Below are 13,643 nucleotides of genomic sequence, written 5' to 3' on the forward strand. Positions count from 1 at the left end.
GTAAAGGGTGTTCTCTTCTCAATCAGGAGACAAAAATGTTCGAATTGACTGGCCGCAAGGCGCTCGTCACCGGCGCATCCGGGGGCATCGGCGAGGCTATCGCCAGGATGCTGCATGCGCAGGGCGCGATCGTCGGCCTGCATGGCACCCGCGTCGAGAAACTGGAAGCGCTGGCTAGCGAGCTTGGCGACCGGGTCAAGCTGTTCCCGGCCAATTTGTCCAACCGTGAGGAGGTCAAGGCGCTCGGCCAGAAAGCCGAAGCCGATCTCGAAGGCGTCGACATCCTGGTCAACAACGCCGGCATCACCAAGGACGGCCTGTTCGTGCGCATGTCGGATGCCGACTGGGACAGCGTGCTCGAGGTCAACCTGACCGCCGTGTTCAGGCTGACCCGCGAACTCACCCACCCGATGATGCGCCGCCGCCATGGCCGCATCATCAACATCACCTCGGTGGTCGGCGTCACCGGCAATCCCGGCCAGACCAATTACTGCGCCTCAAAGGCCGGCATGATCGGCTTTTCCAAATCGCTGGCACAGGAGATCGCCACCCGCAACATCACCGTCAACTGCGTCGCCCCGGGCTTCATCGAATCGGCGATGACCGACAAGCTCAACGACAAGCAGAAAGAGGCGATCATGGCGGCGATCCCGACGCGGCGCATGGGCACCAGCGTTGAAGTCGCGTCCGCCGTCGCTTATCTCGCCTCCAACGAAGCCGCCTACGTCACTGGCCAGACCATCCACGTAAATGGCGGCATGGCTATGATTTGACGAGGTTCGGCAGCAACGCCGGCGGGTTGTGAAAAGAGACCATTTCGGCTTGGACCTCAGCTATTTTTCGTGTAATGCGGCCCGCAACCCGGCGGTTCGGGCAAAAACCGGTCCGTAGTCGTTGCGTTTCCGGCAGGACCATCTTTCAGCTTGATTAGCGGCATTCTGCCCGCTAACGAAGACAGACAAACAAAAGACGAGGATGCCCAAATGAGTGACACCGCAGAGCGCGTCAAGAAGATCGTCATCGAGCACCTTGGCGTCGATGCCGACAAAGTGACGGAGCAGGCGAGCTTCATCGATGATCTGGGCGCCGACAGCCTCGACACGGTCGAACTCGTCATGGCGTTCGAAGAAGAATTCGGCGTCGAGATTCCCGACGATGCGGCTGAGACCATCCTGACCGTTGGCGATGCCGTGAAGTACATCGACAAGGCTTCGGCCTGACGCTTTCCGCAGTCATCACCGGGGAGGACCTGCGATGAGGCGTGTCGTCGTCACGGGCCTTGGGTTGCTGTCGCCGTTCGGCATGGGCTTCGAGCACAGCTGGAAGGAACTTCTGACCGGCCGCAGCGCTGCCAAGCGCATCACTGAGTTCGAGGTGGAGGATCTTGCCTGCAAGATCGCCCACGTCATTCCGCGTGGTGACGGCAGCAATGCCACCTTCAATCCCGAGGCCGTGCTCGAGCCCAAGGAACTGCGCAAGATCGGCGACTTCATCCTTTACGGGATTGCCGCCGCCGACGAGGCGCTGAAGGATTCCGGCTGGGAACCCAAGACGCATGAAGAGCGGTGTGCCACCGGCGTCCTGATCGGCTCCGGCATCGGCGGCATCGAGGGCATCGCCGAGAACGCGATGATCCTCAAGGAGCGCGGCCCGCGCCGCATCAGCCCTTTCTTCATCCCGGGCCAGATCATCAATCTCGTCTCCGGGCAGGTTTCGATCCGGCACGGACTGAAAGGCCCGAACCATGCCGTCGTCACGGCCTGTTCGACCGGCGCGCACGCCATTGGCGATGCTGCCCGGTTGATCATGTGGGGCGATGCCGACGTGATGGTCGCCGGTGGCGCCGAAGCGCCGGTGACGCGGCTGTCGATCGCCGGCTTTGCCGCATGCCGGGCACTGTCGACGGAACGCAATGATTCGCCGCAAACGGCGTCGCGACCCTATGATCGCGACCGCGACGGCTTCGTTATGGGCGAGGGCGCCGGCGTTGTCGTGCTCGAGGAGCTCGAACATGCCAGGGCGCGCGGCGCCAAGATCTATGCCGAGGTGACGGGTTACGGTCTCACCGGCGACGCGCATCACATCACCGCGCCCGCCGAGGATGGCGATGGCGCCTTCCGTTGCATGACGGCGGCACTGAACCGGGCCAAGTTGACGCCGGCCGATGTCGACTACATCAACGCGCACGGCACCTCGACCATGGCCGACACGATCGAGCTCGGCGCGGTCGAGCGGCTTGTCGGCAATGCCGCATCGAAGATTTCGATGTCGTCGACCAAGTCGTCGATCGGCCATCTGCTTGGGGCGGCGGGTGCCGCCGAAGCGATCTTCTCGATCCTTGCCATCAGGGACAATGTCGCGCCGCCGACCATCAACCTCGACAACCCGGAACGCGAAACCGCGATCGACCTGGTGCCGAACAAGCCGCGTGCCCGCCAGATCGACGTTGCGCTGTCCAATTCCTTCGGCTTTGGCGGGACCAACGCGTCGCTGGTCTTCCAGCGCTACAATGGCTGATCGTCCGGCTGCCGGGCGGCGCTTCGGCGTGCCGTCAATTTTGCCATATTCGCCCCTACTCTGCCGCTGGGGATTCGTTGGGCGATCAAACGGTAGGGCGAAATGAACACAAATCCGGCAGGCAACGGAGAATTCGGGCAACGGCCGCCGACATCCGGCCCGATCGTGCCGAAAACGGCCAGCGAAGCGTTGCGGCCGGAGGCTGGCACGCCGCCGCCGAAGCGCTCGCGGGCGTCACGCAGCCAGGTCGTCGTGTTCATGAACTTCGTCATCTCCTCGGTGATGCTGGTGGTTCTGGCGGCCGGCGTCGCGGTCTATTTCGGCAAGCAGGAATTCACCGAACCCGGACCTTCGGCCAATGGCGACACCTTCCTGGTCAAGCCGAGCACCGGCGTCCAGGATATCGCCGACCAGCTCGAACGCCGCGGGTTGATCAGCGACGCCCGGGTATTCCGCCTTGGCGTGCGGGCCTTCGGCAATGATTCCGCGCTGAAAGCCGGCGAGTACGAGATCAAGCCCAGGGCATCCATGCGCGATATCATGGAGCTTCTGAAGAGCGGCAAGTCGGTGATGTATTCGCTGACCATTCCTGAAGGACTGACGGTCGACCAGGCATTGCAGCGCATCGCCGAGGAGAATGCCTTGAGCGGCGACATGCCGGCAACCACGCCGCCGGAGGGCAGCCTCGCCACCGACACGCTGCGCTTCACGCGCGGAGCGACACGCCAGCAGATGGTCGACAAGCTGCTGGCGGATCAGAAGAAGCTGGTCGACGATGTCTGGCAGCGGCGCGCGCCTGACCTGCCGCTGGCCAACGTCGAGGAGTTCGTCACGCTGGCCTCGATCGTCGAGAAGGAGACGGGCAAGGGTGACGAGCGTTCGCGAGTTGCCGCCGTCTTCCTGAACCGGCTTGCCAAGGGCATGCGCCTGCAATCCGATCCGACCATCATCTACGGGCTGTTCGGCGGCAAGGGAAAGCCGGCGGATCGGCCGATCTACCAGTCGGACATCCAGAAACAGACGCCCTACAACACCTATGTGATCAATGGCTTGCCGCCGACGCCGATCGCCAATCCGGGTCGTGCAGCGCTGGAGGCGGTGGCCAATCCGTCGAAGACCGCCGACCTCTATTTCGTTGCCGACGGCACCGGCGGGCACGTCTTTGCCGCGACGCTGGACGAGCACAACGAGAACGTCGCCCGCTATCGCGCGTTGCTGAAGAAGCAGGCCGATGATGCCGCCAAAGCCGCCAAGACGACTGGCACCGGCGACAGCAATGCCGTCGAACCCGCTGGCAGTGGGCCGGCTGACGGTGCCGACGACAGCGGCGGTGACGCGGGCGCTGCCCAGTAAATGAAGAAAGGCGTTGCCCGGCAGGCAACGCCCTGACATTTGGAAGAGCGCCGCGCGTCCGGTTTCGACGCGCCTGCGGCGCAGTCTTTTTCAAGCCGCACTCGCTCTGTCCGGAAAGCCGGTTCAGGGCGATGTGCAAGGGACGTGTGGGCGATATGAATTTGCAGAGCATGACCGGTTTTGCACGTGCCGTCGCCGAGCACGAAGGCACCTCGATCGCCTGGGAGGTCAAGTCCGTAAACGGCAAGAGCGTCGAGGTACGGCTGCGGCTGCCGCAAGGCTTCGAGCGGTTGGAACCTGCTGTCCGGCAAATACTTCAGAAACGTTTTGCACGCGGCAATTTCCAGGCGACGCTGACCATCGGCCGTGCCGTTGGCGCGCAGGCGCAGCCGGTCGTCAACGAAGCCTTCCTGAAGGACCTTGCTGGGCTCGCCAAACGGCTGCAGGAGCAATTCGGCGTTGCTGCGGCGACGTCGGATGGATTGCTTTCGCTGCGCGGCGTGCTCGACATTCCTGAAACCGTCGAAACCGAGGAGGCGAGGGCCGCGCTCGATGCCGCGATCATGGCCGCGCTCGAAGTGGCCTTGAACGGGCTCGAACAGGCACGGCAGGGCGAAGGAGCCGCGCTGGCTTTGCTGTTGTCGGGTCATATCGACACGATCGAGGCGCTGACGCTGCGGGCAGAAGTGGATCCATCCCGCGAGACCGCGGTGATCCGCGAACGCATCGCCGAGCAGGTCAGGCTGCTGATGGACGCTTCCGCCAATCTGGATGCCACCCGACTGCATATGGAGGCGGCGTTCCTGGCCACCAAGGCCGATATTCGCGAAGAGATCGACCGGCTGAAAACGCATGTCGCATCCGGCCGGGCACTGCTGGTGGGCGGCGGCGCGGTCGGTCGCAAGCTCGATTTTCTGGCACAGGAATTTAACCGCGAATCGAATACGCTGTGTTCCAAATCGAATGCCGCAGCCATCACCGCGATCGGCCTGGACCTGAAGGCGGTGGTCGACCAGTTTCGTGAACAGATCCAGAATCTGGAGTAGCCGATGGTTGCCAAGGATTTGGGGTCCCGCATACGCCGCCGGGGCCTGATGCTCGTCCTGTCGTCGCCGTCCGGCGCCGGCAAGTCGACGATCGCGCGCAATCTTCTGGAAAGCGATTCCAGCCTCGAACTGTCGGTCTCGGTCACCACCAGGCCGCGCCGTGGAAGCGAGATCGAAGGCGTCCACTATCATTTTCGGACGATGCGCGAATTCGAGCGGCTTCGTGATTCCGACGCGCTGCTGGAGTGGGCCGAGGTGCATGGCAATTGCTATGCGACGCCGCGCGAACCGGCCGAACTGGCGCTGTCCGAGGGGCGCGACATGCTGTTCGACATCGACTGGCAAGGCGCCCAGCAGCTCAAGGAGAAGATGCGCGCCGACATTGTCTCGATCTTCATCCTGCCGCCATCGATGAAGGAGTTGAAGGCGCGGCTGAAACGTCGCGCTGAAGACCAGGAGGCGGTGATCGAGACGCGGCTGAAAAACGCCCGCAACGAGATCGAGCACTGGAAGGAATATGATTTCGTCATCGTCAATGATGACCTTGACCGCGCCTTCGCCGAAGTGCGCGGCATCGTCGTCGCCGAGCGGCTAAGACGCGACCGCCGGCCAGGCCTGTTCGATTTCGTCTCTGGACTGTTGGACGAGAAGACGGGCTGAGACCTCTTCCTTCGCCCCGTTCACGGGGAGAAGGTGGCCCGAAGGGCCGGATGAGGGGCGGTGCTGGCATTTCAAGGTTCGTGCTGCCCCCTCATCTGCCTGCCGGCATCTTCTCCCCGTAAACGGGGAGAAGAGAGCTACACGGCATTGGTCAGCCGCACGAATTCCTCGACGCTGAGCGTCTCGGCGCGGCGTGTAGGATCGATGCCGGCGCGTTCGAGCAGGGCCTCGCCGCCGAGGCTTTTCACGCTCTGCCGCAGCATCTTGCGACGTTGGCCGAAAGCGGCTTCTGTGACGCGGCCGAGTTTCTTCACCTCGGCGGGCAGGGGCGTCGGGCGCGGCACCAGATGCACCACCGAGGAGGTGACCTTTGGCGGCGGCGTGAATGCCTGTGGCGGTACGTCGAAGGCGATCCTCGCCTCCGTCCGCCAGCCGGCAAGAACCCCCAGCCGGCCATAGCTGTCGCTGCCGGCAGGCGCGACGATGCGCTCGGCCACCTCGCGCTGGAACATCAAAGTCATCGAGGTGTAGAAAGGCGGCCAGTCGCTGACCGCCAACCAGCGCACCAGCAGCTCCGTGCCGATATTGTAGGGCAGGTTGGCCACGATCTTGACCGGGCCGCCATTGCCGGCCGCTCGACTGGCAAGGCCTGTGAAATCCGTCTTCAGCGCATCGCCGGAAACAACCTCCAGCCGGCCGGGATAGTGGTCGGACACTTCGGCAAGAGCAGCCAGGCAACGTTCGTCACGCTCGATGGCGATGACGTGACGCGCGCCGTTGGAAAGCAGGGCGCGGGTCAGCCCGCCGGGACCGGGACCGACCTCGATCACGGTTGCATCGGACAAGTCGCCGGCGGTGCGCGCGATCTTGCCGGTGAGATTGAGGTCGAGCAGGAAATTCTGGCCGAGCGCCTTCTTTGCCTGCAGCCCATGACGCTCGATCACCTCGCGCAGCGGCGGCAGCCCGTCGATGCTCATGCCCGAGATCTCATACCGCAACCGCCTTCGTGTTCGTGTCGGCCAGCCGCCGGGCAAGCTTCAGCGCCGCTATCAGGCTGTCGGGCCGCGCCACACCCTTGCCGGCGATGTCGAAGGCCGTGCCGTGGTCGGGCGAGGTGCGGATGAAGGGCAGGCCGAGCGTGACATTGACCGCCTCGTCGAAAGCCAGCGCCTTGGCCGGGATCAGCGCCTGGTCGTGATACATGCAAAGGGCCGCGTCGTAGCCCGCCCGCGCCCGGACATGGAACAACGTGTCGGCCGGCAAAGGGCCGAAAGCGTCGATGCCATCGGCACGCAGGATGTCGACCGCCGGGCGCACGATCCGCTCGTCCTCGAGGCCCATGGCGCCGCCTTCGCCGGCATGCGGGTTGAGCCCGGCAATCGCCAGCCGTGGCTTGGCGATGCCGAAGCGGCCGGTAAGGTCGGCGGCGGTGATGAGCGCGGTGGCGACGATCAGCTCGGTGGTCAGTGCCTTCGGCACCTCGGCCAGCGCGATGTGGATGGTGACGGGAACGGTGCGCAGGTCGGGTCCTGCCAGCATCATTACCGGCATCGCCTCGACGCCGCTGTGCCGGGCCGCCAGATGCGCCAGATACTCGGTGTGGCCGGGGAAGCGAAAGCCGGCGTCGTAGAGCGGCTTCTTGGCGATGGGGCAGGTGACCACGGCCGAGGCTTCGCCGGCAAGGCAATCGGCGACGGCGCGGTCGATGGCCTCGATGGTGGCAGCCGCATTGGCCGGATCCGGCCGGCCGGGGCTGTCGATGCAGCGGGCAGTCAGTGGAACGATCGGCAAGGCGCGGGCAAAGACCTGCGCCGCTTGCGCTGATGTCGTTTCGACGACCGGCAGCGAAATGCCGAGCAGGCGCGCCCGGGAGGCGATCAGCGCCGGATCGGCGAGCAGGTAGAAGGGGGGCAGGGCGGCAGCTTCGCGCGCCATAAAGGCGGCGATGGCGATCTCCGGCCCAATGCCGGACGGATCGCCGGCGCTCAACGCGAGCGCAGTCACTGCGTTGCTCACGTCAGCGCTTGACGATGCGGGCTTTTGCCTTCAGCTCGTCGACATATTTCTTGCTGAGCGCGTCGGCATCCTTGTCGCCGCCGGAGCCTTCGGCCTGAAACGCCATCTGGGCGACCTTGTCGTCGGACACTTCGCGCGACGAGCAGATGCCGATGAATTCGACGCCGCGTTCGGTTTCGCGCGTGGCGGTGGCACCGCCGACTTTGGTCGCCTTGATCTGCTCGGCCCAGTCCGGCGGCAGCTGCGGCGCCAGCACCCGGCCCAGATCCCGAACGGTGACGTCGATCAGGCCCTTGGCGAATTCGCGCGTCGTGTTGCAGCCGTTGAAGCGGGTGCGCATGGCGTCGGCCTCGCGCTTGCGTTTGCCCAGCGTGGCGCTGCGTTCAGCCGCCGGAACCACGAAGATGACCTGCTGCAGCATGTATTCGGTGGCGCTCGGTTTGGCGCCGCCTTTTTCGAGCATCTTTCTCACGAGATCCTGCTCGCTGACGGCACCGGTGCCGTCGCCAGAACGGTAGCGCGCGCTCAAAGCCTGGTTCCAGGCCATCTGGGCGCGGATGAATTCCTTGAAGTGGCTCTTGGTGACGCCTGACTTCTCCATGACGCCGTCAAGCTGGCTGAGCTGCATCTTGTTGCTCGAGGCAAAGCGCTGATACGCCGCCTCGACTTGTGCGTCGCTGATGCGGATGCCAAGCCGCTTGGCCTCGGCCATACGCAGCGTCTGGTCGATCATTTCCTGGCCGGCATCGCCCTTCTTGCGCTGCAGCTTCAGGAAGGCGGCGCGATGGGCTATGTCGCCGGTGGTGACCGGAATGTTGTTGACGACGTATTTGATCTCGCTGGCGAAAGCCGGCGGCGTCATTGCAGTGATCGACACGGACGTCGCCGCCACGAGCAACGCGAAACCTGCTGAAAAGAGGTATTTCCTCATCGTTGGTATCCCAATTCTATCCCGGTCCCGCCCAATTTCATCTTTCCAGGTGCGCGAAATCCGTGCCAGCCCTATGCGGCGAAACGATGTCGCCGATTGTTACTGGATCGTGTCGATGGCACTGGTCGACGAGCCGAATTCGCCGAGGGTGCGGAACGACAGATTGAAGCCGATGGTCTGCGACACCTCCCTGGTGTTCAGATCGCGCGACTGCGAGTAGGTCATCAGATAAGTGAAGCAGGAATCGTTGTAGGCGAAGCCGACACCGTCCTTGACCAGCAGGCTTTGCTGCAGGTCGTAGGTTCCTGTGCCGAAAACGCGCCAGTTTTCGGCCAGATGCGTGGATGCACCAAGTGTGACTTCGTGGCGGTCGGTGGTGAAGCCGTACAGTGGCTGGGCCTGGATGAAGGCGTATTTGGCGCTCAGCGACACAGGCAGGCCGGAATAGGCGGCCTTCACCTCGGCGCGGCGAACCTCGAAGCTCTGTTCGTCGAAACGGCCGCTGACCGAGGCCGCGAAGCCGTTGGGGCTGTTGATGCCGAACAGGCCGACATAATCGGATTTGGCCGTGTCGAGGCCGGAGTTGGCGCCGACATTGACCAGATCCGGCGCGGCGAACGAGTTCTCGCCGCCGATCTGATAGGATTGGCCGAAAATGGCATTGGTGCCCCAGCCATTGTTGTACGAGCCGGAATAGCGGAAGCCGACATTGGCGCGCGAACCGCCTTCTACGCGGTCGTAACCGGAGAACTTGTCGCGTTCGAACAAGGTGGTCGCGTCGAAGACCATGCTTTGGGCGTCTTCATTGGGTACTGCGAGACCGCCGACATATTGCTCGTTCGGGCGCATGAAGACCTGCGCCATTGGCTCGATAACGTGGCTGGACCCGCTGGCCATGGAAAACAGCACCGGCCAACGCATCTCGAGGCCTGCGGTTGCCATGTAACGAGCAAATGACGAGCGCATATCGGCCTGCTCGCTCAAATTTGCTGCCATCTGGTTGACGGCGTTTAGCGAAGCCGACGACGCGTTGAGATAATCAACGTCGCCCTGCAGCGCGAGCAATGGTGTCAGCACCAGCCCGCCATCGGTGACGAAGCTCCGCTTCCACTCGGCCTCGGCGGTGAGACGGCCGGATTCGCCTTCGATACCAGGGACACGCTGTATGGGGGTGGAGAAAGTATCATCGAGCTCGTCGCGGCGGATGACACGCGCGTTGACATTGAGCGACAACTGGCCGCCGGCCACCGAGGCATCAGGAATATAGGCATAGTCGAGCGACGGAAGCACCCAAGGCTGTTGACCGCTTCGCGCAGAGGCGTTGTCGTCAGGCGTATCTTCCTGCACATCGAAATGCATGGCGCGCACGTCGAAATAGTTGCGGCCGTTGAGACCCGTCAAGTAGACCGACGACTGGTGGACGCTGCTATTGTACTTGTCGATGCCGTAGGTGTTCGAGAAGTTCTTGTCGGTCTGCAGCAGCACGTCCCAGCCGAAGTTCCAGCGTGAGTTGATGGCGAACTGCCCCTGGGTACCCATCATGCCGCGGAATTTGTTGGGATCGCCGGCGCTGCCCGAATTGACGTTGTGGCCAGAGCTGGATGGGAAGGCAGTGGTGTCGAGGAAGGCGTCGGGATTCTGCTGGTGTATCCCGGCGATCTTCAAGCTGTACTCGCCATTGTCGAAGCGCTGACGCCACTCGGCCTCACCGAGGAAGCCCTGCTTGGTATAGCCGGTACCGGTGACGGTCAGGTCGTAGGTCGGCGCCAATGCGAGATAATAGGGGACTTTCACGCCGACGCCGAGATCGCTCTTGTAGATGATGCTCGGGATCAGGAAGCCGCTCTTGCGCTTCACCGTCGGGTCGGCAATTTCGAATGCAGGCAGATAGGCAAGCGGAAAACCGAAGAACTCGAAATTCGCATTCTCGAAGCGAACCGTCTTCTTCTCGCCGTTCCAGATGATCTTCTTGGCCTTGACGCGCCAGGTCGGCGCTTTATCCGGCTTATCCTCGCACGGCTCGCAGGCGGTGTAGACGCCATTGTGGAAGGTGGTCAGCACGCCGCCCATGCGTTCTGCGCTTTCGGCGGCGAAATAGGCCTTGTCGATGGTTTCGACCCGCAACGCATTGACGAAGCCGTCGGCGAAGTCATCGGTGATGTCGATATGTTGCGAATTGATCTTGGTGCCGTCGCTGTTGATAACTTCGACGTTGCCGCTCGCGACCATCCGCTTGGTGTTGCGGTTGTATTCGACGCGCTGGGCGACAAGGCGATTGCCACCATAGTCGATCTGCACACCGCCGACGGCGGTCACGGTCTGGTTGTCGTTGTTGTAGACCAGCGTATCGGCCGCCAGCAGCATTTGCGAGCCGGCCGGAACCGATGTCGCCATGTCGCCGACGTCCTGCGCAAGCGCCGGTGCCGGAATGGCGTAGGCAAGCACGCACGCCAAGGCGGTCGCCGCATAGAGGCGCGCCAAACCGGCCTGCCTGTTGCTGGGCAAAAACGCCTCCCTCACTAGCCGTCTTCCTTGTATAGCAGGAAAGTCACCCCGAAGAACATAGCCACCATGACCGGTACCCAGGCGGCTACGACAGTCGGCACGAATCCCGCCACGCCGAATGCCTTCACCAGCACCGAAACGACATAAAGCAGAAAGCCAGCGATGATGCCACCCAGAATCATCGTCGCCGACTGTCCCATCCTAGCAAATCGCATTGAAACCGTTGCCGCGATCAGTGTCATGGCGACGAGAAGGAACGGCAACGCCACGAGCGAATCAAACTGCATGGCAAAAGCATTTGCCTTGAGGCCGAAAGAGCGGGCAACCTCGACCTTTCCGGGCAGGTCATAGAAGGGGATGGTTTCGGGGCGCGCCAGCCGCTCTTGCACGAATTCGGGCTTTAGATTGGTTGGTACGCGATCGGTTGCCGATGCCTGGATCGTGCCGTTCTGGAATGTCTTGACGTCCTGCAATTCCCAATAGCCGTCGCGCAGGAAGGCACGGGCGGCGTCCTTGCGCTCGACGATGTTGCCTTGCGGGTCGAGAATGAAAAATACGACATCGGCCATTTCCAGGCCCTGGTTCAGGATGGCCCGCGCACCGATGATGGTGTCGCCCGAACTGGTTTTCTGCCGGATCCAGGGCGCGGCATCGGCCGAGACCGTATTCGATTTGCCGGAACGCAGCTGGGTTTCGATCTGCTCGGACCAGGAGAATGCGTGCGCGGCGAGTGGATTGATGACGCCAACCGACAGGACGCCGAACAGCAAGGCTCCCATACAGCAGGGCAAGAGGAACTGCCAGGCGGAAACACCGGCGGAACGGGCGATGACCAGCTCGTAGCGCCGGTTCAGCGACACCAGCGTCGCCATCGCCGAGAAGAGACCGACGAACGGCACCGTCTGCAGCATGATCATCGGCATACGGAGGCCTGAAATGGCTACCGCCGTGCCGTAGGTGAAGCCGGGCAGGCCGGTGGTGCGGCCGGACAGCTCGGTGAAGTCGATCAGGAACACCAATGCCAGGAGGCCGATGAAGAACCAGATGGTGATCGTCACATAGCGGAAGAAGAAGTAGCGGCCCAGTGTCCAGCCCATCAGCCGACCCCTTGCCCTGATGCGCCGCGCCTGGACAAACGCAATTTGAAAGCATTCCAGCTGTCAGCGATGCGCGTGGCGAAGTTTGTCATCCAGTCCGCCCAGGTCACCGGCAGTTCCAGTGTTCGGTTGGAGACGATGAACCAGATCGCCACCGCGGAAGCCACGATCGGCACGCCATAGACCATATACGCATATTGCGGGATCTCATCCGCCTTGCTGGCGGCAAAAAAGCCCAGCCAACGCACGAACAGCGATATCGTGATCGCCGTGATCAGCGGATTGACGCGCGCCTCGCGGTGCGAGCGCGCATCCCCGGCGACCGCAAGCGCGATCAGCGCGAAAACCATGGAATAGGTCCATTCCGAGAACCGTTGGTTGACCTCGGCCCGGTATTCGTAGGGGTTCTGCTGATAGTACTTGTCGTTGGCGCCCGGGTTGAGCAGGTACTGCGTCGTCTGGTCCTTGGGCAGGAGCGTCACCGCCGAAGCCGCCGCCATGAAGGCCGACATGTCGAAGGCATAGGAGGTAAAGCGGATGACGGAGAGATCGCCGGTCAGCGTTTTGCGATGGATGACGCCGTCATTCATCATCAGCACCTTTTCACCGCCGCGTTCGACGATGCTGCCGGTCTTGGCGTAGTAGACGAGGTTGACGCCTTCTTCGCGCGAATCGGCGACGAAAATGCCACCCAGCCGGTTGTCGGGAAGGCGCTCACCGATCTGCAGGAACAGCCCGTCGTCAATCTTGCGGAAGGTGCCTTCCTGGATGATCAGCGACAACAGATCCGCGCGCGACGAGGCCACCAGTGCCCGGTTCTTCTGCCGTGCGTAAGGGTCGATGCCGTTGTCGACGGCAAAGGAAAAAACGGCGGCGGCGAGCGCCAGCAACATGATCGGCCGTACGATCGTCCAGCGCGAGGCCCCCGCGGCGTTGACGACGGCGAGTTCGGAATCCGAATTCATCACACTGAGTGTCTGTGCGACTGCCACCACCAGCGCAAAAGGCACCACGATCGGGATGATGGACGGAAGGATGAGGGCGGCGACTTCGAAGAAGGTCAACGCCGACTGGCCGCTGTCTGTCACCAGATCGATCTTTGCCAGCACCTGTGTCGTCCACACGATCGCCAGCGTCCACACAAGAGCGGCCATGAAGACCACGAAAGCGCGGCGCATGATGTAGCGTTCAACGACCTTCATGAAGGCTTTTCTCGATTTTTTCGAACGGCATCATGCCACCGAACAAGGTAGCTGTCCGGCAGCGCCTGCACAACTGGCTCCATCAGATGGTCGATCCGGGTTCTGTCCCACATTACGCCCCCCCGGCTGGGCGGAGTGTCGGCGGGAATGGATAAGAAAGGGCGAACATCGATGGTTAACAACAGGTTGCGGCAAAAAGCGGGGCCGTGCCGCGACGAATCGTCATCGATTCCATAGGTCATATGGGATGCCAATTCGGCAAAGTCTTGCCAAATGCCGGAAAACGACCAAATGTCGCGCATCGTTTCGAACCGCT

Annotated in this window: 14 protein-coding genes; 6 read left to right on the forward strand and 8 right to left on the reverse strand. The window is 62.7% G+C overall.

From position 1 onward, the window contains the following. Positions 1-35 precede the first annotated feature (35 nt). The 3 genes from fabG (at position 36) to fabF (ending at position 2,517) form a co-directional block, all read left to right on the forward strand. The gene (fabG, locus tag AC0L24_RS03790; protein ID WP_127810851.1) at positions 36-773 is read left to right on the forward strand and encodes a 3-oxoacyl-[acyl-carrier-protein] reductase; all 738 of its coding nucleotides are present in this window, start codon (positions 36-38) and stop codon (positions 771-773) included. Between the two features lie 210 nt (positions 774-983). Beyond that, complete coding sequence (locus tag AC0L24_RS03795; RefSeq protein ID WP_006203723.1) at positions 984-1,220, forward strand: acyl carrier protein; 237 nt, start codon at positions 984-986, stop codon at positions 1,218-1,220. 34 nt (positions 1,221-1,254) lie between these two features. Further along, positions 1,255-2,517 carry a beta-ketoacyl-ACP synthase II gene (gene fabF, locus AC0L24_RS03800; RefSeq protein ID WP_127273339.1) on the forward strand — a complete coding sequence of 421 codons (1,263 nt, stop codon included), beginning with the start codon at positions 1,255-1,257 and terminating at the stop codon, positions 2,515-2,517. Here the strand turns inward: fabF and AC0L24_RS03805 are convergent. After that, positions 2,505-2,777, reverse strand: a complete 273-nt coding sequence (locus AC0L24_RS03805; RefSeq protein WP_164762122.1) for a hypothetical protein — start codon at positions 2,775-2,777, stop codon at positions 2,505-2,507. The two genes, fabF and AC0L24_RS03805, sit on opposite strands and share 13 nt — an antisense overlap. On the opposite strand from AC0L24_RS03805, the gene mltG reads away from it, so the two are divergent. The 3 genes from mltG to gmk all read left to right on the forward strand — a co-directional run bounded on the left by mltG (position 2,776) and on the right by gmk (position 5,576). After that, positions 2,776-3,870, forward strand: coding sequence for an endolytic transglycosylase MltG (gene mltG, locus AC0L24_RS03810; protein WP_245481751.1), 1,095 nt, complete (start codon positions 2,776-2,778; stop codon positions 3,868-3,870). The two genes, AC0L24_RS03805 and mltG, sit on opposite strands and share 2 nt — an antisense overlap. Positions 3,871-4,025: 155 nt before the next feature. Continuing rightward, on the forward strand, positions 4,026-4,916 hold the full coding sequence (locus AC0L24_RS03815; protein ID WP_013532513.1) for a YicC/YloC family endoribonuclease: 891 nt from the start codon (positions 4,026-4,028) through the stop codon (positions 4,914-4,916). Between the two features lie 3 nt (positions 4,917-4,919). Next, positions 4,920-5,576 (forward strand): guanylate kinase, encoded by a 657-nt coding sequence (gene gmk / locus AC0L24_RS03820; RefSeq protein ID WP_013532512.1) that lies wholly within the window; start codon positions 4,920-4,922, stop codon positions 5,574-5,576. Positions 5,577-5,713: 137 nt separating this feature from the next. Here gmk and rsmA read toward each other — a convergent pair whose 3' ends face one another. The 7 genes from rsmA to AC0L24_RS03855 all read right to left on the reverse strand — a co-directional run bounded on the left by rsmA (position 5,714) and on the right by AC0L24_RS03855 (position 13,629). Continuing rightward, a complete protein-coding gene (gene rsmA, locus AC0L24_RS03825; protein WP_127398481.1) occupies positions 5,714-6,553 on the reverse strand; it encodes a 16S rRNA (adenine(1518)-N(6)/adenine(1519)-N(6))-dimethyltransferase RsmA in 840 nt (279 codons plus the stop codon). Between the two features lie 10 nt (positions 6,554-6,563). Beyond that, positions 6,564-7,592 (reverse strand): 4-hydroxythreonine-4-phosphate dehydrogenase PdxA, encoded by a 1,029-nt coding sequence (gene pdxA, locus AC0L24_RS03830; protein ID WP_127398483.1) that lies wholly within the window; start codon positions 7,590-7,592, stop codon positions 6,564-6,566. A 1-nt stretch (position 7,593) separates the two neighbouring features. Beyond that, the gene (locus AC0L24_RS03835) at positions 7,594-8,523 is read right to left on the reverse strand and encodes a peptidylprolyl isomerase (RefSeq protein WP_127268604.1); all 930 of its coding nucleotides are present in this window, start codon (positions 8,521-8,523) and stop codon (positions 7,594-7,596) included. Between the two features lie 99 nt (positions 8,524-8,622). Continuing rightward, positions 8,623-11,043: an LPS-assembly protein LptD gene (locus tag AC0L24_RS03840; protein ID WP_164873870.1), complete on the reverse strand. Its 2,421-nt coding sequence runs from the start codon at positions 11,041-11,043 to the stop codon at positions 8,623-8,625. Continuing rightward, complete coding sequence (gene lptG / locus AC0L24_RS03845; RefSeq protein WP_174800365.1) at positions 11,043-12,128, reverse strand: LPS export ABC transporter permease LptG; 1,086 nt, start codon at positions 12,126-12,128, stop codon at positions 11,043-11,045. Before lptG ends, AC0L24_RS03840 begins: the two co-directional genes overlap by 1 nt. Beyond that, positions 12,125-13,327 (reverse strand): LPS export ABC transporter permease LptF, encoded by a 1,203-nt coding sequence (gene lptF, locus AC0L24_RS03850; protein WP_127396660.1) that lies wholly within the window; start codon positions 13,325-13,327, stop codon positions 12,125-12,127. Before lptF ends, lptG begins: the two co-directional genes overlap by 4 nt. After that, positions 13,324-13,629 (reverse strand): hypothetical protein, encoded by a 306-nt coding sequence (locus AC0L24_RS03855; RefSeq protein ID WP_473563432.1) that lies wholly within the window; start codon positions 13,627-13,629, stop codon positions 13,324-13,326. Before AC0L24_RS03855 ends, lptF begins: the two co-directional genes overlap by 4 nt. Positions 13,630-13,643: the final 14 nt, after the last annotated feature.

Source organism: Mesorhizobium sp. WSM4809 (genome assembly GCF_055811655.1).

Excerpts from the sequence above, each read along its gene's own strand:
- fabF (WP_127273339.1), top strand. The coding sequence starts at position 1,255 with ATGAGGCGTGTCGTCGTCACGGGCCTTGGGTTGCTGTCGCCGTTCGGC.
- lptF (WP_127396660.1), bottom strand. The coding sequence starts at position 13,327 with ATGAAGGTCGTTGAACGCTACATCATGCGCCGCGCTTTCGTGGTCTTC.
- AC0L24_RS03795 (WP_006203723.1), top strand. The coding sequence starts at position 984 with ATGAGTGACACCGCAGAGCGCGTCAAGAAGATCGTCATCGAGCACCTT.
- mltG (WP_245481751.1), top strand. The coding sequence starts at position 2,776 with ATGAACTTCGTCATCTCCTCGGTGATGCTGGTGGTTCTGGCGGCCGGC.
- rsmA (WP_127398481.1), bottom strand. The coding sequence starts at position 6,553 with ATGAGCATCGACGGGCTGCCGCCGCTGCGCGAGGTGATCGAGCGTCAT.
- AC0L24_RS03835 (WP_127268604.1), bottom strand. The coding sequence starts at position 8,523 with ATGAGGAAATACCTCTTTTCAGCAGGTTTCGCGTTGCTCGTGGCGGCG.
- AC0L24_RS03815 (WP_013532513.1), top strand. The coding sequence starts at position 4,026 with ATGAATTTGCAGAGCATGACCGGTTTTGCACGTGCCGTCGCCGAGCAC.
- AC0L24_RS03855 (WP_473563432.1), bottom strand. The coding sequence starts at position 13,629 with ATGCGCGACATTTGGTCGTTTTCCGGCATTTGGCAAGACTTTGCCGAA.
- fabG (WP_127810851.1), top strand. The coding sequence starts at position 36 with ATGTTCGAATTGACTGGCCGCAAGGCGCTCGTCACCGGCGCATCCGGG.
- gmk (WP_013532512.1), top strand. The coding sequence starts at position 4,920 with ATGGTTGCCAAGGATTTGGGGTCCCGCATACGCCGCCGGGGCCTGATG.
- AC0L24_RS03805 (WP_164762122.1), bottom strand. The coding sequence starts at position 2,777 with ATGAACACGACGACCTGGCTGCGTGACGCCCGCGAGCGCTTCGGCGGC.